16 protein-coding genes are annotated in these 20,180 nt (G+C 55.4%); all 16 read left to right on the top strand.

Annotation, left to right across the window (positions count from 1 at the left end; all coding sequences use genetic code 11):
• Window positions 1-154 precede the first annotated feature (154 nt).
• The 16 genes from CMO10_RS00760 to CMO10_RS00685 all read left to right on the top strand — a co-directional run bounded on the left by CMO10_RS00760 (window position 155) and on the right by CMO10_RS00685 (window position 20,147).
• A complete protein-coding gene (locus tag CMO10_RS00760) occupies window positions 155-2,923 on the top strand; it encodes a TonB-dependent receptor (protein ID WP_297018414.1) in 2,769 nt (922 codons plus the stop codon).
• Between the two features lie 180 nt (window positions 2,924-3,103).
• Window positions 3,104-3,841 carry a calcium-binding protein gene (locus CMO10_RS00755; protein ID WP_297018413.1) on the top strand — a complete coding sequence of 246 codons (738 nt, stop codon included), beginning with the start codon at window positions 3,104-3,106 and terminating at the stop codon, window positions 3,839-3,841.
• Window positions 3,842-3,953: 112 nt separating this feature from the next.
• Window positions 3,954-5,690, top strand: a complete 1,737-nt coding sequence (locus tag CMO10_RS00750) for a type I secretion system permease/ATPase (RefSeq protein ID WP_297018412.1) — start codon at window positions 3,954-3,956, stop codon at window positions 5,688-5,690.
• Window positions 5,687-7,036, top strand: coding sequence for an HlyD family type I secretion periplasmic adaptor subunit (locus CMO10_RS00745; protein ID WP_297018411.1), 1,350 nt, complete (start codon window positions 5,687-5,689; stop codon window positions 7,034-7,036). The genes CMO10_RS00750 and CMO10_RS00745 overlap by 4 nt, the downstream gene beginning before the upstream one ends.
• 133 nt (window positions 7,037-7,169) lie before the next feature.
• Window positions 7,170-7,766 carry a biliverdin-producing heme oxygenase gene (locus CMO10_RS00740; RefSeq protein WP_297018409.1) on the top strand — a complete coding sequence of 199 codons (597 nt, stop codon included), beginning with the start codon at window positions 7,170-7,172 and terminating at the stop codon, window positions 7,764-7,766.
• A gap of 200 nt (window positions 7,767-7,966) precedes the next feature.
• Complete coding sequence (gene rimP / locus CMO10_RS00735) at window positions 7,967-8,467, top strand: ribosome maturation factor RimP (protein ID WP_052657720.1); 501 nt, start codon at window positions 7,967-7,969, stop codon at window positions 8,465-8,467.
• 9 nt (window positions 8,468-8,476) lie between these two features.
• Window positions 8,477-10,033, top strand: a complete 1,557-nt coding sequence (gene nusA, locus CMO10_RS00730) for a transcription termination factor NusA (RefSeq protein ID WP_044830041.1) — start codon at window positions 8,477-8,479, stop codon at window positions 10,031-10,033.
• An 18-nt stretch (window positions 10,034-10,051) separates the two neighbouring features.
• Window positions 10,052-10,642 carry an RNA-binding protein gene (locus CMO10_RS00725; RefSeq protein WP_297018402.1) on the top strand — a complete coding sequence of 197 codons (591 nt, stop codon included), beginning with the start codon at window positions 10,052-10,054 and terminating at the stop codon, window positions 10,640-10,642.
• An 80-nt stretch (window positions 10,643-10,722) separates the two neighbouring features.
• Window positions 10,723-13,389, top strand: a complete 2,667-nt coding sequence (infB, locus tag CMO10_RS00720) for a translation initiation factor IF-2 (RefSeq protein ID WP_297018400.1) — start codon at window positions 10,723-10,725, stop codon at window positions 13,387-13,389.
• 17 nt (window positions 13,390-13,406) lie between these two features.
• On the top strand, window positions 13,407-13,826 hold the full coding sequence (gene rbfA, locus CMO10_RS00715) for a 30S ribosome-binding factor RbfA (RefSeq protein ID WP_297018398.1): 420 nt from the start codon (window positions 13,407-13,409) through the stop codon (window positions 13,824-13,826).
• Window positions 13,826-14,752 carry a tRNA pseudouridine(55) synthase TruB gene (gene truB / locus CMO10_RS00710; protein ID WP_297018396.1) on the top strand — a complete coding sequence of 309 codons (927 nt, stop codon included), beginning with the start codon at window positions 13,826-13,828 and terminating at the stop codon, window positions 14,750-14,752. The genes rbfA and truB overlap by 1 nt, the downstream gene beginning before the upstream one ends.
• Window positions 14,753-14,769: 17 nt before the next feature.
• Window positions 14,770-15,039: a 30S ribosomal protein S15 gene (gene rpsO, locus CMO10_RS00705; protein ID WP_007088414.1), complete on the top strand. Its 270-nt coding sequence runs from the start codon at window positions 14,770-14,772 to the stop codon at window positions 15,037-15,039.
• A gap of 210 nt (window positions 15,040-15,249) precedes the next feature.
• Window positions 15,250-17,373 (top strand): polyribonucleotide nucleotidyltransferase, encoded by a 2,124-nt coding sequence (pnp, locus tag CMO10_RS00700; RefSeq protein WP_044830046.1) that lies wholly within the window; start codon window positions 15,250-15,252, stop codon window positions 17,371-17,373.
• Window positions 17,374-17,471: 98 nt separating this feature from the next.
• Window positions 17,472-18,866: an NAD(P)H-dependent flavin oxidoreductase gene (locus CMO10_RS00695; protein ID WP_297018393.1), complete on the top strand. Its 1,395-nt coding sequence runs from the start codon at window positions 17,472-17,474 to the stop codon at window positions 18,864-18,866.
• A 190-nt stretch (window positions 18,867-19,056) separates the two neighbouring features.
• Window positions 19,057-19,497 carry an iron response transcriptional regulator IrrA gene (gene irrA, locus CMO10_RS00690; protein ID WP_044830048.1) on the top strand — a complete coding sequence of 147 codons (441 nt, stop codon included), beginning with the start codon at window positions 19,057-19,059 and terminating at the stop codon, window positions 19,495-19,497.
• A 215-nt stretch (window positions 19,498-19,712) separates the two neighbouring features.
• Entirely contained in the window at window positions 19,713-20,147 is a 435-nt protein-coding gene (locus CMO10_RS00685; RefSeq protein ID WP_297018391.1) for a rubrerythrin family protein, read from the top strand.
• Window positions 20,148-20,180: the final 33 nt, after the last annotated feature.

Raw genomic sequence — 20,180 nt, 5'->3', positions numbered from 1 at the left:
CCCTGAAGCCAGATAACCAAAATAGTTGCAAATAACAATTATTTTCAAAAAAGATCATTTTGTTTCAGATAAGTGCAAAACCCCCTCGTCTGAGAAAGTAGCGAAACAGCAATGCGACTAAGTTGCATTCGTGAAATCAGGAGACCATAATAAAATGCCTTCAGATGGGGTGGGTCGCCTCGGCGATACCAAAAAGACAACTCTCAAAACGGGGACATCCTTGGGGGATGTGACGGCCTTGGCGTTTGGTGCGCTGGGCTGTGGATTGATTGCAATAGCGCCTGTTGGGGCAGCAGCACAATCAATCGAAAAAACTAGCGCTGACATGCCGTCAGCATTTGAGATCGCACAAGCCAATTCATCTTCTTCAGCGCTTTCCAACGAGACCCATGCGTTTGACATCGCGCCACAGCCGCTTGCGATGGCGCTGGTGGCCTTTTCAAGAATTTCCGGGGTTGATGTTGCAATTGACGGCTCTTTGCCCGACGGGGTTCAAAGTACTGCAATATCGGGCGAAATGAGCGCGACCGAAGCATTGGACAGAATGTTGTCGCAAAGTGGTCTCGTCTGGCAGGTGCTGAACGCAACGACGATCTCGGTTATCGATCCAAGCCGTACAAGCAATAATGGCAATGACTTCGTGACAGCGCCCGTCGTTGTGAAGGCACGCCGTCGCGCCGTGGGGCCAAATGGTGTTCCCGACGAGGTTTATTCAACCCCCGGCTCTGTAGCGGTGATCACGCAGGAAAGCATGCGCAAAGCCCCGGTGCGTGAGGCACGCGAGATTTTCAATAATGTTGCCGGTGTGGATATTGCAAATGATGCCCAAGATCCGGGTTTGACGGTCAATGTGCGTGGTCAGCAGGAAATGGGCCGGGTAAACGTCAATATTGATGGTGCGCGTCAGAACTACAATCAGCTGACACATGGCACGTCATCACGTGTTTATGTCGATCCGGCGCTTCTGGCCGAGGTTGAGGTCGAGAAGTCTGATTTGGCGAAGAATGGTGGTGCGGGTACATCTGCCGGGATCGTCACCATGCGAACGCTTAATACACAGGATATTCTCGACCCGGACGAGGATTGGGGCGGCAAAGTCAATCTTAGCCGCGGTACAAACCAGTACGACTTTGCGGGCGACGTTGCCGTTGGTGCACGTGTTTCGCCAAAGTTTGATCTATCTGCGGCAGTTAGCCGGAAAGTCGTCGGTGATTATCGTCCCGGGACGCATAACCCGGGCCTTTATCAGGAAATCGATAGCTCACCAAAATATGTCGATGTTTACAGTTCGCGCCCGGAATACAGTTATGTCCGGCAAACGTCGGGGCTGGTAAAGGCGAACCTTTTTCTGACGGAAGATCAGGAGATAAATCTTGGTTACGTCGGAAGCAGCACGTCATACACAAAGTCGAGTGATTCGACGAACAACTACCAGGACCACAATAAAACGGACGTTCATACCCTAACCGCCAAGCATGTCTGGAACCCGGAATCAGACCTGATTGCCATGAATAGCGGCGTCTACTGGACACGGACACAGAACCACCAGTTCCGACCGGCGCGATACAATACAAGCGGCGCCGTTACGACGGACTCCTTTGATAACCAATATACACTCGATACGTTGGGCGGTGAGGTGTCAAACAGTAGCAGCTTCGACTTTGACCTGAGTAGCGACATCGCCAGTCATCTCGGTCTGGATTACGGTGTCGAGTATTTTCAGGACACGGCGAAAACAAGTGCCGAGCTTGGCGGTCTTGGCGGCGCGGGTGCCGCGTATGAAATCGAAGGTGGCACCCCGGCCGGCGAACGTGACGTTTCCGGGGGCTTTGTTGCCGCCACTTATGACCTTAACAACATGTTCGAACTGCGAGGTGGCCTTCGCTATGACCGATACTCACTGACCGGTGATTCCTATTGGTGTGAGGAGCAGAACTCCGCCAATCTCTGCGAGGATGGTGGCACGCCACTGAACATCGATCTTAGCGAAGACGGGTTTTCACCATCGGTTGGTGCCAGTGTCAACGTGACCCCGGGAATTCAGCTATTTGCAAACTATCGCCGGAACATGCGTGCCCCGACCATCATGGAATCAATGATCAAGGGCGATCATATTGGTGACAATGCCGGGTTGCCGTTTTACTCCAACGCAAACCTGAAGCCTGAAGAAAGCGAGACGAAAGAAGTTGGTGTCAACTTCAGCTTTGACAATGTGCTTCGCCAAGGCGACGGGTTCAGGGCAAAGGTTGCTTACTATCGGACCGCAATTGATAACTACATCACCTTGGCGAACGTCCCACAGCCAACCCCAAGACGAACGAACCTTGGGGTTATTACGAATACTTCGGTTGAGGCCGAGGCAATCGTCAATTTGACTGACCCGGTATACATCAATGGCACTGAAGCCGAGCTGTCTTACGATGCTGGAGAATTTTATCTCGGTGGTACGATTTCGATCTCGGATACCGATCTGTCAGGCAACCACAATCCATATGTTCTCGACGCAGCATACGATCCCTATGCCGCGGTAAACTATACCCAATTGGGTGCAACCTATCTTTCCTACAGCGATGTAAATTATGGGACCGCTGATAGGCTTTTCGGGATTTATGCAATTCCAAAGCGAAAATACACGGTCGATGGTGGGTTCCGACTGTTTGATCAGGACCTTGTTCTTGGAATGCGGGCGTCATTTGTTTATCCGCAGGATAACTTCGGCAGCAGCAACTCGTCCTCAATCGTCTCTGAGTATTTCAAGTACCGGGTGTTTGATTTCTATAGCTCCTATGAAATCAACGAAAACCTCACACTGAGATTTGCGGTGAACAACATGCTTGATGAGGCCTATGTGCAAGGGACCGGCGGAACATTTGCCCCGGCACCAGGACGAACCGCCATACTGACTTTTAGCGGCAATTTTTAACGTAACGCCGCATCGGCAAGATGTTGAACCCAACCAGGCATGTGCCTGGTTGGGCTTTCGTGTTTGTCAATTTAAACTACTGATATTACACAATTTTTTCCGTTGACTCTTAAAGATAATAAGAGTCATTCTCATGACGTTATCCACTAAATGGGTAGCTTTATGACAGGAGAAACTGACATGACTATTACGATTGATCTCAACGCGGCATCTTCGGGTGCTGGTGTAGACCTGCATGGGGTTATTGAAGACTTCAACACCAACTTCTCGCTTGGTTCGGGCAACCACGGTACTTTCTATGATGGCTTTGCACCGTCGAGCTATTACGGTGGTTCACAGTTCCTTGCGACCGACCAGGATAGCAGCAGCAGCTACACCGGTTCTGTGCTTGCGACTGCGGGAAGCTCTGACTTTGCCTACGACATCAACACGCACACGATCGCGGGCAATCTCGACAAGCTGTCCTTTGGCAGCACCTTGGGTGTCGCGGACAATGGAACCGAATTTGATTTCACCGATTCTCCGGTTGATATCTCGGGCCTGAACCTGTCGAACAGTGACACCAATGGTGTCCTTGTCGACATCTATTCCGGCAGCACCGACACGCTGGAATCTGTTCTTGATTCCGGTGTTGAAATCAACGGCAGCGCCGGCGATGACGTGATCGGCGGTTGGGCCGGTGATGACATTCTGACCGGTAATGGCGGTGCGGACACCTTTGAGTTCGATACCTCGTCAAGCTTTGGCGACGACACCATCACCGACTTCACCGATGGTACCGACGTTCTTGATATCGACTACAGCTCGGTCACCATCGGCGATGACGGCGCAGGCAATGCCGTGATCACCCATGCCAACGGCACCGTCACCCTGACCGGTGTTGATTTCAACGACCTTGATGCAACGGACTTCGTTTAACAAAACGGCCCGTCCCGCAAGAAGCGGAACGGGCACAAGGTCTTGATTGCAGGGTGCCGCGAAACAGCGGCACCCACCCCAACCTACCCTAGATCACTGGTGTATCAAAAGCGTGTTTGTCAAAGCATCCCAAAGCCCCACCCAGCCTTCGACGCATTCCGGCCCGATGAGCCGTGCCCTTGGCGCATTGCGCGGTGCCTTTCTGGCCGTCGGCGCGATGAGTGGTGTGTCCAACCTTTTGATGCTGACCGGCCCGCTTTTCATGCTTCAGGTCTATGACCGCGTTCTGGCAAGCCAGAGTATCCCGACCTTGATTGCCCTGATCGGGCTTGTGGTCGGCCTTTATCTGTTTCTTGGTGCCGTGGATGCCCTGCGCGCGCGCATGCTGGTCCGGATTGGCTGGCGGGTCGATGAACAGATCGGGCCGATGGCGCTTGCCAGTACCCTGGATCTGCGTTTGAAAAACGGTCGTGAAAACACCCAGCCGCTTGGTGATCTTGATCAGATCCGGCAGTTCCTTGGCGGTTCCGGGCCCGTCGCGATATGCGATTTGCCGTGGATGCCGCTTTTCCTTGGGATTGTTTTTGCCTTTCATCCCTGGCTTGGCGTACTGGCGCTTGTCGGCGGGGTGGTTCTGATTGTTCTGACCCTGATCAGTGAATTTGTAACGCGCAAGAAAGTCGCGCGGATGAACAGCCAGATCGTCAGGCGCAATGCACTGATTGAAGCCGGGCGGCAAAATGCCGAAGCCATTCGTGCCATGGGCATGGAAGATGCCTTTCGCGGGGCATGGGCCAAGCAAAACAATCTGTATTTAAACGACAACACCGCAGTGGGTGACGTCAACTCGACGTTCTCGGCCTATATCAAGGTCATTCGTCTGGCATTGCAATCCGGTGTATTGGCACTTGGTGCCTATCTTGCGATCAAGCAGGAAGTCACCCCCGGTGCGATGGTCGCAGCATCAATTTTAACTGCGCGTGCGTTGTCACCGGTTGAACAGGCCATCGCCAACTGGCGCGGATTTGTCGCGGCCCGACAAGCTCGGGGTCGTCTTGATGCGCTTCTGCCCGATATTTCCGATAAAGCGGACACCACAACTCTGCCCGCGCCGTCTGAGGGCCTTTCGGTTTCCGGTCTTGTGATCGGCACGCCCGGTAATCAGAAAGCTGGCAAAGACAAGGTTCTTTTGCGGGTTGGCGAGCTTTCCCTAAGCGCCGGCGACGGGCTTGGTGTGATCGGGCCAAGTGGTTCGGGAAAATCGACGCTTGGGCGGGCACTTGTTGGCATGGGGGCGTTTCGCGGAGGCAGTATCCGCCTTGACGGGGCGGAGTTATCGCACTGGAACCCGGTCGATCTAGGCCGCCATATCGGCTATCTACCCCAGGATGTGGCGCTGTTTGACGATACGATTGCGCGCAATATCGCCCGGTTGCAGGCTGACGCAACCGACAGCGTCATTGTTTCGGCCGCAAAGGCAGCTGGCGCCCATGAGATGATCCTGTCCCTACCCAATGGCTATGACACCCGGATTGGCAGCGGAGGAGTTGTCCTATCAGGCGGGCAGCGGCAACGCATCGGCCTTGCCCGTGCCTTGTTTGGTGATCCGTTCCTGATTGTCCTTGATGAACCCAATGCAAGCCTCGACAGCCTGGGTGAGCAGGCATTGCTTCAAGCGGTCAGGGATGCGCGTGCCCGCGGGGCGATTGTTGTTCTGATCGCCCATAGACCCAGTGCACTTGCGACCGTGAACCTCGCGACTGTTATCCAGGACGGACGTCAGGTGGCCTTTGGCAAGCGCGACGACATCATGCGTAAAACCGTCAGACAGGTGGGAGAAACCGCATGACCAGATTACAGCTTGCCACCGGGCCGAGCGGATCGGCAGATCACAACGTGATCTCGCCAGCAATTGCAACATTGCGCCGTCATGTTGTTTGGGGTGGCGGGATTGTCGCCGTGCTGTTTGCCAGCTGTGTGTTGTGGCTTGTTTTTGCCGAGCTTTCTGGTGCGGTGGTAGCCACCGGCAAGCTCGTTGTCGAAAGCAACGTCAAGGACGTGCAGCACTCAGAAGGCGGCATCGTTGGCCAGATCAATGTGAAGAATGGCGACCGGGTTGCGGCCGGTGATCTTCTGATTCGGCTGGACGATACAATGGCACGCGCAAGCCTTGGGATTGTTGAAACACAATTGTCGGCCTTGATTGCCAGACGCATGCGCCTGAGTGGCGAACGTGACAACCTGTCCGCCCTTGAAGTGCCTGCGGCCTTTATTGATCGCCAATCGGAGCCAAAGATATCCGAATTGATCGCGGCCGAGGTCAGTTTGTTTGCCGCCCGCAAGAACAGTCTTGAAGGTGAAAAGGAACAATTGCGCCAAAAGCTTTCCCAGCTTTCTGAAACGGTTGTCGGCCTGACTGCACAGAAAAACGCCAATGAGGAAGAGCGTCATCATATCGTTGATGAACTGACCGGTCTTGAAACCCTGTTTGCCAAACAACTTGTGCCGATCACGCGGGTTGCTGCCCTGCGCCGCGAACGCGCAAGCCTTGATGGTCGACATGGCGAATTGACGGCCCAGATTGCTGCAACACGCATGCAGATTTCCGAAACCGAGATGCAAATCCTGCAGCTTGACCGTGATCGGCAGACAGAAGTTCTTGGTGAGCTGACCGATATTGATCAGCAAATTGCCCAATTGATGCAGCGTGAAATCGCCCTGCGGGACCAGCTGCGCAGGATCGATATTCGCGCGCCTTATGACGGGACGATCTATCAGCTTGCCGTGCACACGGTTGGCGGTGTGATCGGTCCGGGCGACAGGATCATGGGGATTGTCCCGGATCAGGACGAGCTGGTGATTGAGGCAAAGGTCAATCCGCGTGACATCGAACAGGTCGTTGTCGGCCAAAAAGCCATGTTGCGCTTCACGGCGTTTAATCAGCGAACCACCCCGGAACTGACCGGACAGGTATCCTTTGTCTCAGCCGATCTCGATCGCGATGAACTGACCGGTGAGACATATTATAATGTAAGGGTGCGCATCGAAGCCGGTGAAGTGGCCAAACTTGACGGCCGTGAATTGGTGCCGGGCATGCCCGTTGAGACCTTCCTTGCCACCGGGGAACGATCAGCCCTCAGTTATCTGTTCAAACCATTGTCGGATCAGTTTGCCCGCGCGTTTCGCGAGGACTGATTGTGACCGTGGAATGATTTCGCACGGTGAATGTCAGATATCAGCCCGCCTAATCCGTCTTGAAAACAGGGAGCCGAACGGCAATGGACCATTCGGCCGGACTCAGGATCGGACTTAGGAAAGGGCAACGGCAATGAATGCTGTATCAGGTCAGGCAATGGCGGGCATGACCCGTCTTGAAGAACTCAAGCAATCGACGCGCAGCGCGCATCAGTCGGTCGATGACATGGTTATGGCCATGGAGCCGTTCGATAGCCGCGACAACTATCTGCGCTTCTTGCGCTTGCAACATATATTTCATGGCCGGATGAAATCACTATATGCGGCAGCTGATCTGAATGATGCCATTCCGGGCTTGGCGGAGCGCAGCCGATATGATGCCGTCTGTGCCGATATGACGGACCTTGGGTATGACGCGGATGAAGACTGGAGTCGGATGCCGATTAACGCCGATGGCGCGGAAAGGGTTGGCTGGCTGTATGTTTGTGAAGGCTCATCGCTTGGGGCGGCCTTTTTGCTTAAGGCAGCGGACAAGATCGGCCTGCATGCGCAATTTGGCGCCCGTCATCTGGCCGGCCATGTCGAAGGGCGCGGCAAGTACTGGCGTGAATTTGCGGAGCAGGTCAATGGCTTGGCGCTTGATGCAAAGGACGAGCAGGCGGTGCGGGACGGGGCTGTAAATGCCTTTGCCTTCTTCCGTGGTTTGGCCGCCCCGCAGCCGTCGGTTTGAACCCGCGCGGAATCCTTGGGTTGAATGGTGTTGGCTGCCGGTATCCTGACTTGATTTTTGCACAAACCGGCTGTATAACGCCGCCAAGCTTTTTGTAAATTCTGACAAAGAGTGGGCCCCGCGCCCGCTCTTTTGTGCTTTTTGGGGTATGGCATCGCTTTATGGCTGAGCTGATTGGACAACAGTTAAAAGACCCGTTGATGGCGAAAATCGCAGAGATTATCGAGCCGTCAATCAACGCACTGGGCTTTGAGCTGGTTCGCGTTTCGATGACGGGTCAGGACCACAATATCCTGCAGATCATGGCGGATCGTCCGGACGCGAAAGGCAGCATCAATGTTGAAGATTGCGCCGAAATCAGCCGTACGGTTTCTGCCCTGATGGATGTCGAGGACCCGATTTCAGGTGCCTATCACCTTGAAGTCAGTTCCCCGGGTATCGACCGCCCGCTGACCCGTGCTGCGCACTTTGATGTGTGGAAGGGCTTTGAGGCAAAGGTCGAGCTGGTGATGGCCATGGATGGTCGTCGCCGTTTCAGCGGTGTGCTGGATGGGATTGAAGATAATGCGGTCGCCCTGATTGTGGATGGCGAACGTGTCTTGTTGCCGTTGGCCGATATCGCGAAAGCGAAATTGGTGCTGACAGATGAATTGATCGCGCACGTCACCGGCGACCGCCGGAATGACGACAACGCAGAATAGAGGTTGGATATGGAAGCAACTTCGGGAATGCCGCGGCCGGAACTTTTGCAGGTCGCTGATGCCGTCGCTCGTGAAAAGGGCATTGATCGTGACGAAGTTCTCGGTGCCATGGAACAGGCCATTCAGAAGGCCGGTCGTTCCAGATATGGTCACGAGCATGACATTCGTGCGCATATCGACCGTAAAACCGGCGAAATCAAACTCGCCCGTTACATCGAAGTCACCGATGAAATCGAAAACGATTTCACCCAGATGTCGCTCGAACAGGCACGTATCCGTGACGAGAACATCAATCTTGGTGAGTTCCTGGTTGATCCGCTGCCGCCGATTGATTTTGGCCGTATCGCTGCCCAGACCGCAAAGCAGGTCATCGTGCAGAAAGTGCGCGACGCAGAGCGCGAACGCCAGTTCGAGGAATACAAGGACCGCGCAGACGAAGTCATCAACGGTGTCGTCAAGCGTGTCGAGTTTGGCAACGTTCTTGTCGATATCGGCCGTGCAGAAGCCATTCTGCGCCGTGAAGAACTGATCCCGCGCGAGACCGTGCGTCAGGGTGACCGGGTTCGTGCCCTGATCCTTGATGTTCGTCGTGAACAGCGTGGCCCGCAGATATTCCTGTCGCGTACCCATCCGACCTTCATGGCAAAACTGTTTGCCCAGGAAGTTCCGGAAATCTACGACGGCATCATCGAGATCAAATCGGTTGCCCGTGACCCGGGTTCGCGCGCGAAAATCTCGGTTCTGTCTTCGGACAGCTCGATCGATCCGGTCGGTGCCTGTGTCGGTATGCGCGGTTCGCGCGTTCAGGCCGTTGTTGCCGAACTGCAGGGCGAAAAAATCGACATCATCCAGTGGTCGGAAGACCCGGCAACCTTCGTTGTGAATGCTCTGGCCCCGGCCGAGGTCACCAAGGTTGTTATTGATGAAGAAACCAACCGCATCGAAGTCGTCGTTCCGGACGATCAGCTTAGCCTTGCGATCGGCCGTCGTGGTCAGAACGTACGTCTGGCTTCCCAGCTGACCGGTTGGGATATCGACATTCTGACCGAGGAAGACGAAAGCGAACGTCGTCAGGAAGAAGCACGCAAGCGTGCGGAAATGTTCATCAAGGCCCTTGATGTTGACGAAGTTATCGCCCATCTCCTGGTCGCCGAAGGCTTCACCTCGATCGAGGAAGTCGGTTACGTGCCGTTGGCAGAACTGGCCGAGATCGAAGGTTTTGAAGAAGAAATCGCCGAAGAGCTGCGCAACCGCGCACGTACCTTCCTTGCCGAAGAGGCCGAGCGTCTTCAGAAGCGTCGTGAAGAGCTCAAGGTTGCTGATGATCTGGTTGAATTCCCGGGTCTGTCGCTGGCTGTTGTTGTTCGCCTTGGCGAAAACGACGTCAAAAACCTTGAAGATTTCGCAGATCTCGCAAGTGACGAGCTGATCGAATATGTCGGGGATGCCGATACCATTACCATGGATCAGGCCAACGACATGATCATGGAAGCCCGTCGCAAGCTTGGCTGGTTCGAAGGTCTTGAAGAAGAGACCGAAGAAACGGCCGAAAGCGAAGAGGCCTAAGGCCGATCGGAGGATGCCATGTCGCATCGTAAAGGCGGCAAGGTAGCCGAGGTTCCGGAACGCCGGTGCATTGTCACCGGCGAAGTCCGGAACAAGGAAGATCTTCTCAGGGTTGTGATCGGGCCGGATGGTTCGGTTGTTCCCGACCTTGAGGAACGGCTGCCGGGACGGGGATTATGGTTGTGCCCGTCGCGGGATGTGATAAATACCGCCTGTGCAAAGAACGCTTTTGCCAAGGCGGCGCGGCAAAAAGTCGTGGTCGACACCGCACTTGCAGACCGGATCGAAGAACTGCTGACACGCAAATGCATCGATCTGTTGTCGCTGGCGCGACGTGCCGGACAGGCTGTTGCAGGATTTGAAAAGGCACGTGCCCAGATTGCCGAGGGCGCAGCCTTGATATTGGCGGCACGCGATGGTGCCGCAGACGGAAAATCAAAGATCGAGGCCAAGGCCCGGGATCTGCCGATTTATTCCGTTCTGGATGCTGCTGAAATCGGCGCGGCCTTTGGTCGTGAAAAAGCAGTACATGTGGCCGTTGCGCCAGGAGGCCTTGCCAACCGGTTGGGGCGTTCGTGCAAGCGGCTTGAAGGATTTCGCGCTGTCTGACATCAGACCAGCGCCAGACGGACAGGACAGGATCGGAATATGTAGCCGATCCCGCAGGAAATGAGGAAGTTGTACGGATTATGAGTGATCGCGATCAGGAGAAGAAACCGCTGAGCCTCAACAGATCGAAGCTTGAATTGAGCAAGACGGTCGAGGCAGGTCAGGTTCGCCAAAACTTCTCGCATGGACGGTCAAAATCTGTGACCGTCGAAGTGCGCAAGAAGCGTACATTCGAAAAGAACGAATCCGGTCGCTTCCGTGAAGTGAAGAAGGACCTGGTCGAAGAGCAGGCCCCGGCAGCAGAAAAGCCGGAACCGGAAGTCAAGAAAGAGCCGGTTGAAGAGCCGAAATCGCGTCAGGCCGTTGATGATCACGGCAACCTGACCGATAGCGAACGTGCTGCCCGCATGGCTGCTTTGAAGGCTGCTGAAGAGCGCCGCAAGCAGGACGAAGCGGACGCAGAAATTCGTGCCCGCGAAGAAGCCGCACGCAAGGCCGAGGAAGAAGCCCGCAAGGCAGAAGAAGCCAAGGCTGCTGCCGAAGCCAAGCAGGAAGAAGCACCGGCCAAGTCTGAAAACGACTCCCCTTCTGTGGAAGAAGTCGAACAGCAGCTTGCCGCAGCGACCGCAAAGGGCAAAACTTCCAAGCCGAAACCGGCTGCCAAGCCGAAGGCAGAAGAAAACGTCATGCAGGGTGAGCCGGCAGAGCCGCTTGTCCCCGAAGAGCGTCGTCGTTCCGCCCCGGCAGATGGCAAATCCAAAAGCCGCAAGGAAATCGAAGAAGAAAATGCCCGTGTGGCAGCCCGCAAGCGTGCCGAGGAAGAAGCCGGCAAAGCTGCGCGCACCAAGGGTGACGATGGCCGCCGTCGTGGCAAGCTTTCGATCAACAATGCCATGAGCGGTGACGAAGGTGGTCGCCGTCGTTCCATGGCATCGATCAAGCGCCAGCAGGCCAAAGCAAAAGCGCGTGCCCAAGGCCCGCAGAAGCCGAAGGAAAAAGTCGTGCGTGATGTGGTTATCCCGGACGTTATCACCGTCCAGGAACTGGCCAACCGTATGGCTGAACGTGCAGCAGACGTGATCAAGACCCTGATGAGCATGGGCGTTATGGCGACCATCAACCAGAGCCTTGATCCAGATACCGCACAGCTGGTTGTCGAGGAATTCGGCCACAACATGCGCCGTGTTTCCGATGCCGACGTTGAAGAAGCATTGGTCAGTGCAGATGACAACGAAGAACAGCTTGTTGGTCGTCCGCCGGTCGTGACCGTCATGGGCCACGTTGACCATGGTAAAACGTCGCTGCTTGATGCGCTGCGTTCCACCGACGTTGCCGGTGGCGAGGCTGGCGGCATCACCCAGCATATCGGTGCCTATCAGGTCACCATGGCAACCGGTTCGAAAATCACCTTTATCGATACTCCGGGCCACGCCGCATTTACCGAAATGCGTTCGCGCGGTGCCAAGGTAACCGATATCGTGGTTCTGGTTGTTGCTGCTGATGACTCGGTCATGCCGCAGACGATTGAAGCAATCAGCCATGCCAAGGCTGCTGGTGTTCCGATGATTGTCGCGATCAACAAGATCGACAAACCGGGTGCCAACGCATCGAAAGTGAAAACCGAACTGCTTCAGCACGAAGTCGTGGTCGAGGAAATGGGCGGTGACGTCCAGGCTGTTGAGGTTTCGGCCAAACAGCGCACCGGCCTGACCGAGCTGGAAGAAGCCATTCTGCTGCAGGCCGAGGTCCTTGACCTCAAAGCCAACCCGGGACGCGTTGCGGACGGTGTTGTTGTTGAGGCCCGCATGGAAAAAGGTCGCGGTCCGGTCGCAACCGTTCTGGTTCAGCGCGGTACGCTGCGCACCGGTGACATCTTTGTCACGGGTCCGGAATGGGGTCGTGTCCGTGCTCTGATCGACGATCACGGCAACCGTGTTTCGGATGCCATTCCGGGCATGCCGGTCGAGGTGACCGGTCTGAACGGTGTGCCGTCTGCCGGTGACGACTTTGTGGTTGTTGAAAACGAAGCCAAGGCCCGTGAGGTCTCTGACTTCCGTCAGCGCCGCATTCGTGAAACCCAGGCTGCTGCGATGAAGAAATCCGCACTCGAGAACATGTTCTCGCAGAGCGGCGAAGTTAAAGAACTCCCGATCGTCATCAAGGGTGACGTGCAGGGTTCTGTCGAAGCCCTTATCGGCACCTTGCAGAAACTTGGTAACGAGGAAGTCTCAGTCCGTGTTCTGCATAGCGGTGTGGGCGGTATCAACGAATCCGACGTGACCCTGGCGCGTGCATCGAATGCGCTGATCATCGGCTTTAACGTGCGTGCAAACCAGCAGGCCCGTGAACAGGCCCGTCGTGACAACGTCGATATTCGTTACTACTCGATCATTTACGATGTTGCTGATGACATCAAAAAGATGCTGTCGGGCATGCTGTCTCCGGAAGTTCGCGAGAAGTTCCTGGGTTACGCAGAAATCCGCGACATCTTCACCATCTCTGGCAACAAGATTGCCGGTTGTATGGTCACCGAGGGTATCGTCAAACGTGGCGCAGGCGTCCGCCTGCTGCGCGACGATGTCGTCATTCATACCGGCGAACTTTCGACGCTCCGTCGCTTCAAGGACGAAGTCAAGGAAGTCCGCGAGGGCTATGAATGCGGTATGTCGTTTGCCAAATACAACGATATCCAGGCTGGCGATGTCATCGAGTGCTTCGAAAACGAGGAAATTGCCGTCGAACTTTAAGACGGTGAGGAACTGAAATGGCGAAGCAACCGGCCAAAGCACCAAGTCAGCGACAGCTCCGTGTGGCGGAAGAAATCCGTCAGGCGCTGTCGCAGGCATTGGAGCGTGGAGACATTTACGATCCGGATCTGACACGTCGCCCGGTAACCATCACGGGCGTCAATCTTTCACCGGATATGCGCAATGCTATGGTATCTTTCACCCCGCTTGGCGGCGGGGAAGCAGAAACGTCGATGAAGGCGTTGATGCGTCAGAAAGGTCACCTGCGCAATCATGTGGCCCATACGGTTCACATGAAATATGTGCCTGCATTGCGATTTGTCGAAGACAAGAGTTTTGATGTCGCTGACCATCTGAGTGCCCTTCTGCGCGACCCGCATGTTGCGCAGGATCTTGTGGACGATCGGTCGGGTGACCAGGAAGATGAGGACGACTGATGGCGCGTCGCCGTCGCGGTAAAAGCATTAATGGCTGGCTGGCGGTCGATAAGCCCTTGGAGATCACGTCATCAACCGTGGTCAATCAGGTGCGCCGTCTGTTGGACGCCAACAAGGCCGGACATGGCGGAACGCTTGACCCGCTGGCGTCCGGTGTTCTGCCAATTGCCTTTGGCGAAGCAACCAAAACGGTTGCCTATGTCATGGATGGCAGTAAAAGCTATCGTGTGACGCTGAAATTCGGCGAAGCGCGCAGTACGGACGATGCGGAAGGCGAGGTGATTGAAACCTCTGACCATCGTCCGACTGAAGACGAAATCAAGGCTGTGCTGGGTGAATTCATCGGTGAAATCCAGCAGGTGCCGCCAAAGTTTTCGGCGATCAAGGTCAATGGCAAGCGTGCCTATGACCTTGCGCGCCGCGATGAAGATGTGGTGTTGCAGCCACGTCCGATTCTGATCAAGGATCTTCGACTGGTCGACATGCCAGATCGCGATCATGCCGTGCTTGACGTTGTGTCGGGCAAAGGCGCGTATATGCGATCTTTGGCGCGCGATATCGCGCTGCGCCTGGGTACTGTCGGCTACATCGCCGCGCTTCGCCGGACTTCGGCGGGGCCGTTTTCGGAAGGGAACGCCATTCCCCTGCAGGAACTGCTGGATATGGACCCGGACGAGGTGATGAAGAAACTGCTTCCGGTTGAGACCGCGCTGGACGACATCCCGGCGCTGGCCCTGACCGAAGTCGAGGCGCAACGCCTTTCCTCTGGCCAGCCTGTCGGGCTGTTGCCGGTGGCAAAGCGCAATGCCCTTGAAAACCCCGTCGTGCAGGACGAAATCGTCTGTGCCATGCTCGATGACCGCGCGGTAGCGCTGGCTGAGATCAATGGTGGCGAAATCCGTCCTGTGCGTGTTTTTAATCTCTAAAGGCGAAAGGATGCCTGATGTCGATTACTGCTGAACGCAAAGCTGAGCTGATCAAAGAATACGCTCAGAAAGACGGTGACACCGGTTCCCCCGAAGTCCAGGTTGCTATCCTGACTGAACGGATCAAGAACCTTACCGAGCACATGAAAGAACATAACCACGACTTCCACAGCCGTCGTGGTCTTCTCATGATGGTTGGTCAGCGTCGCCGCCTGCTGAAGTACCTGCAGCGCAAAGACCAGTCGCGTTACGAGACCGTTATCGAACGCCTCGGTATTCGCCGCTGATATCAAACTGCGGCGGAGGGTGACCTCCGCCGTCGTTTTTTTTATTGTTCCGGTGGATCGGAACACGAGAAGCAGGGTCGGATGGGCCGACCCGATGCTTACGCCGGACCCATTACTCATGACGCTGTCATGCAAGCCTCATGAGTAATGTGTTCGGAACTCGTGTACTATTTCGGGTCCGCCAGAGGTTTGTAAGAGGAAGAGAAAATAATGTTTAATGTCGTCCGTAAGGAAATGCAGTGGGGCAATGCCAAGCTGGTTCTTGAAACCGGTAAAATTGCCCGTCAGGCAGATGGTGCCGTCAAGGTGACCTACGGTGAAACCGTTGTCCTGTGTACTGCTGTTGGCGCCAAACAGCCGCGCCCGGATGTCGACTTTTTCCCGCTGACGGTTAACTACCAGGAAAAAGCATTTGCTGCCGGCAAGATCCCGGGTGGTTTCTTCAAGCGTGAAGGCCGTCCGTCCGAAAAAGAAACCCTTGTTTCGCGTCTGATCGACCGTCCGATCCGTCCGCTGTTCCACCCGCAGTACCGCAACGACACCCAGATCGTTTGTACCGTTCTGTCGCACGACATGGAAAACGATCCGGACGTGGTTGCGATGATTGGTACCTCGGCTGCGCTGACCATTTCCGGTCTGCCGTTCCTCGGCCCGATCGGTGCGGCACGCGTTGGTTACAAGGATGGTGAATACCTTCTGAACCCGTCGACCGAAGCGGTTAAGGAAAGCGACCTTGATCTCGTTGTTGCCGGTACCCGCGACGGCGTGATGATGGTTGAATCCGAAGCATCCGAACTGTCCGAAGACATCATGCTTGGCGCAGTCAAATTCGGTCATGACCAGTTCCAGGGCGTTCTCGACCTGATCATCGATCTGGCTGAAGAAGCTGCCAAAGAGCCGCGTGACGTTGCCGGTCTTCCGGATGGTTATGACGCGCTGGTCGAAAAAGTTGCCGCTCTGGGCACCGAAGGCCTGACCGCTGCTTACGCAAATGTTGTCAAACAGGAGCGTTCGGCTGCTGTTGCTGCTGCGAAGGCAGACATCGTTGAGAAACTTGGCGATGAAGTTCCTGATGAACTCAAAGGCAAGGTTTCCTCGATCATCAAGGATCTGGAAAAAGACATCGTTCGCGGTGCGATCCTGAAAACCGGCAAGCGTATCGATGGCCGTACCGGTGCTGACGTTCGTCCGATCATGGGCGAAGTTTCGGTTCTGCCGCGTTCGCACGGTTCCTCGATCTTCACCCGTGGTGAAACCCAGGCACTGGCTGTTGTTACCCTTGGTACCGGCCAGGACGAGCAGATCGTTGACGCGCTTGACGGTGAATACCGTGAAAGCTTCATGCTGCATTACAACTTCCCGCCGTACTCGGTTGGTGAAGCTGGCCGTATGGGTTCGCCGGGCCGTCGTGAAATCGGTCACGGTAAACTGGCATGGCGCGCCCTGCACCCGCTGATGCCGGGCAAGGACGCCTTCCCGTACACCACCCGTATCGTTTCCGAAGTGACCGAATCGAACGGTTCTTCCTCGATGGCAACCGTTTGCGCAAGCTCGCTTGCAATGATGGATGCCGGTGTTCCGCTGGCACGCCCGGTTGCGGGTATCGCCATGGGCCTGATCAAGGAAGCCGACGACTTTGCCGTTCTGTCCGACATCATGGGTGACGAAGATCACCTTGGCGACATGGACTTCAAGGTTGCCGGTACCGAAAACGGTATCACCTCTCTGCAGATGGACATCAAGATCACCTCGGTGACCGCAGACATCATGCAGATCGCATTGAAACAGGCCCGTGATGGCCGCCTGCACATTCTGGGCGAAATGGCGAAAGCCCTTCCGGAAGCACGCGGTGAAGTTTCGGGCAATGCACCGACCATTACCCAGTTCTCGATCCCGAAAGACAAAATTCGTGATGTCATCGGTTCGGGCGGCAAGGTCATTCGCGAAATCTGCGAAGAAACCGGTGCAAAAGTCGACATCGAAGACGATGGTTCGATCACTGTCGCACATACCGACGGTGCCAAAGGCAAGCAGGCCGTGGATTGGATCAAATCCATCGTTGCGGAACCTGAATTGAATCATATCTATGACGGTAAGGTCGTTAAGGCTGTTGATTTCGGCGCATTTGTGAACTTCTTCGGTGCGCGCGACGGTCTTGTTCACATCTCCGAACTGGCACCTGAGCGTGTCAAACAGGTTTCGGACATCGTGAAAGAAGGCGACCAGGTTAAGGTCAAAGTCATCGGCTTCGATGACCGCGGCAAAATCAAGCTGTCGATGAAACGTGTTGACCAGGAAACCGGTGCTGACCTCGACGCAGGTGACGCCGAATAAGCTAACGGGATGCCGGACGACGATAAAAACGCGACGTCGTCCGGCGCTCTGCACGATATCTTGGTATCGTGGGCAAATGCCGAATGGGAGAGACGAATTTGAAAGCCCTTAAACCGCTCGTCATGTCGGGTAAAGAGGTCTTGCCAGTTGTTGAAGGTGGCAAAGGCGTTGCTGTATCGACGGGTAAAAGTTCCGGCGCATGGGCTGCTGCCGGTGGTATCGGGACTTTTTCCGCTGTGAATGCCGATTCTTATGACGAGAACGGCAATCTGGTCCCGATCGTATATGCAGGAAAAACCCGTAGCGACCGCCATCAGGAACTGATCGCCTATGGTATTCGTGGCGGGATTGCGCAGGCACAAATCGCGCACGAAATGCGGAACGGCGAAGGTCGTTTGCATATGAACGTTTTGTGGGAAATGGGCGGTGCTGAACCCATTCTCCATGGTGTTCTTGAAGGGGCCAAAGGCCTGATCCACGGGGTGACCTGTGGCGCGGGTATGCCTTACAAGATCGCCCAGATTTCCGCGCAATATGGCGTGCACTATTATCCGATCGTGTCATCAGCGCGTGCATTCCGTGCGCTGTGGCTGCGGTCTTATAAAAAGATCCCGGAATGGCTTGGCGGCGTGGTCTATGAAGATCCGTGGCGTGCTGGCGGCCATAACGGTCTGTCAAACTCCGAAGATCCGCTGGTCCCCGAGGATCCGTTCCCGCGTGTTGCAGCCCTTCGTGAATTCATGAATTCCGTTGGCCTCAATGATGTTCCGATCATCATGGCTGGCGGTGTCTGGTTCCTGCGCGACTTCGAAGACTGGATCGACAATCCGGAAGTAGCCCCTGTGGCCTTCCAGTTCGGGACGCGCCCGCTTCTGACCCAGGAAAGCGAGATTTCCGATGACTGGAAATCCCGTCTGACCAAGCTTCAGAACGGCGACGTATCGTTGCACAAATTCAGCCCGACCGGTTTCTACAGCTCGGCTGTGCGCAACGACTTCCTCGAAGACCTGCATCAGCGTTCTGATCGTCAGGTACGCTATTCGCGTACGGCAGAAGCCGATTTGCATGTCGGTATTCCGCTGGGCCGTCGTGGTCGTCCGATCTATGTGCGCGAAGACGATGCCGACAAGGTTAAGGCTTGGCTTGAAGCCGGCTACACCGAAGGCATGCCGACCCCGGATGACACCATGGTGTTTGTCACCCCGGAAAGCGCACTTACGATTAAGAAAGACCAGATCGATTGCATGGGCTGCCTGTCGCAGTGCCAGTTCTCAAACTGGGAACAGCATGAAGGCACCACCGGCAAGCGTGCTGATCCGCGGTCCTTCTGTATTCAGAAGACGCTGCAGAACATCGCACACGGTGCAGATGTCGAGCACGAACTGATGTTTGCCGGTCACAATGCCTACAAGTTTGGCGAAGACCCGTTCTATGCCAACGGCAACATTCCGACTGTGAAAGAACTGGTCGACCGCATCATGACGGGCGACTGATCCAGACGTCAGAACCAAATAAAAAGGGGCCGGTTTTTACTGGCCCTTTTTGTTTGTATTTAGCGTTATTTCATCCCGCGATTATAGTTGATCAAAATCAAAGAACAACGCGTTCGGGTTCTTTAGTCTATGCCAAGAATTCAACAGGGCCATTGTGATTGTGGCCCGACCACGACAAAGGGGCAAAGCTATGGGACATACATCGCGTCCATATACCAACGCGCTTAACCGGCTCAAGGATGCCAATCTGCGTCCGACGCGTCAGCGTCTGGCACTGGCTCGTTTGCTGTTTGATGATGGCCATCGTCACGTCACGGCAGAACAGCTGCATTCCGAAGCCATGAGCAATAATATCAAGGTATCGCTGGCAACGGTTTACAATACCCTGCACCAGTTCACCGATGCGCGCCTTCTCAATGAGATCGTGATTGATTCGGGTCGGTCCTATTTCGATACCAACACCGAACCGCATTATCATTTCTATTGCGAAGAAGACGGCATGCTGTCCGACATTCCGGCCGGTGACGTCAAGATCGCCAACATTCCGAACATGCCCAACGGCACGGAACTGGCATCGGTTGATCTGGTGTTCCGTCTGCGTCGCAATCAGGCGGCACAGAACGCGGCCTAAGATATACCCGCCGTCCTTCGCGCAGCCTTGCGCAGGTGACAGGCAGATGAAATCTGGCGTCTGATCAGTGCAATTGCCCCTGCTCTGCTTGACGACGGTGGATTTGACGACAAATAAAGGGCGGCAGAACCACTTGGTTCTGCCGCCTTATTTTTTGCGACTTTTGCCCATACAACACGGCTGTATTGGGCGAACAATAACAAGGATCAGCGCACATGGCGCTTAAGGGAACACGTACCGAGGCAAACCTGCGCGCGGCCTTTGCCGCCGAGGCGCAAACCAACCGACGCTATCTTTACTTTGCCCAGCAGGCTGACATTGAAGGTGAGGCCGAGGCCGCCGAGCTTTTCCGCACCGCGGCCGAGGCCGAAACAGGCCATGCCTTTGGCCATCTGGAATTTCTCGAATCTGCGGGTGATCCCCTGACCGGTAAGGATATGGGCACAACCCGCCTGAACCTCGAAGCCGCGATCGCGCAGGAGAAGGACGAGGCCGAAACAGCCTATCCGGAAATGGCCCGCATCGCCCGTGAAGAGGGCCTTGAAGATGTGGCGGCCTGGTTTGAAAGCCTGGCACGGGTCGAAAGTGCCCATGCCGATCGCATTGAGCGCCTTCTTGCCCGGATGGGTAGTCAGACGGATGCAAGCTGATTGAACCTGATCGCCAGAACGTGATTTGTGATC

Source organism: Thalassospira sp., from assembly GCF_002709775.1.
Classification (GTDB): Bacteria; Pseudomonadota; Alphaproteobacteria; order Rhodospirillales; family Thalassospiraceae; genus Thalassospira.
Note: the sequence above shows the minus strand (reverse complement) of the source record. Positions and strands in the feature narration are given on the sequence as shown.

Coding starts and splice junctions, on each gene's coding strand:
- CMO10_RS00760 (WP_297018414.1), top strand. CDS start 155: ATGCCTTCAGATGGGGTGGGTCGCCTCGGCGATACCAAAAAGACAACT.
- CMO10_RS00755 (WP_297018413.1), top strand. CDS start 3,104: ATGACTATTACGATTGATCTCAACGCGGCATCTTCGGGTGCTGGTGTA.
- CMO10_RS00745 (WP_297018411.1), top strand. CDS start 5,687: ATGACCAGATTACAGCTTGCCACCGGGCCGAGCGGATCGGCAGATCAC.
- CMO10_RS00740 (WP_297018409.1), top strand. CDS start 7,170: ATGAATGCTGTATCAGGTCAGGCAATGGCGGGCATGACCCGTCTTGAA.
- rimP (WP_052657720.1), top strand. CDS start 7,967: ATGGCGAAAATCGCAGAGATTATCGAGCCGTCAATCAACGCACTGGGC.
- nusA (WP_044830041.1), top strand. CDS start 8,477: ATGGAAGCAACTTCGGGAATGCCGCGGCCGGAACTTTTGCAGGTCGCT.
- CMO10_RS00725 (WP_297018402.1), top strand. CDS start 10,052: ATGTCGCATCGTAAAGGCGGCAAGGTAGCCGAGGTTCCGGAACGCCGG.
- infB (WP_297018400.1), top strand. CDS start 10,723: ATGAGTGATCGCGATCAGGAGAAGAAACCGCTGAGCCTCAACAGATCG.
- rbfA (WP_297018398.1), top strand. CDS start 13,407: ATGGCGAAGCAACCGGCCAAAGCACCAAGTCAGCGACAGCTCCGTGTG.
- truB (WP_297018396.1), top strand. CDS start 13,826: ATGGCGCGTCGCCGTCGCGGTAAAAGCATTAATGGCTGGCTGGCGGTC.
- rpsO (WP_007088414.1), top strand. CDS start 14,770: ATGTCGATTACTGCTGAACGCAAAGCTGAGCTGATCAAAGAATACGCT.
- pnp (WP_044830046.1), top strand. CDS start 15,250: ATGTTTAATGTCGTCCGTAAGGAAATGCAGTGGGGCAATGCCAAGCTG.
- irrA (WP_044830048.1), top strand. CDS start 19,057: ATGGGACATACATCGCGTCCATATACCAACGCGCTTAACCGGCTCAAG.
- CMO10_RS00685 (WP_297018391.1), top strand. CDS start 19,713: ATGGCGCTTAAGGGAACACGTACCGAGGCAAACCTGCGCGCGGCCTTT.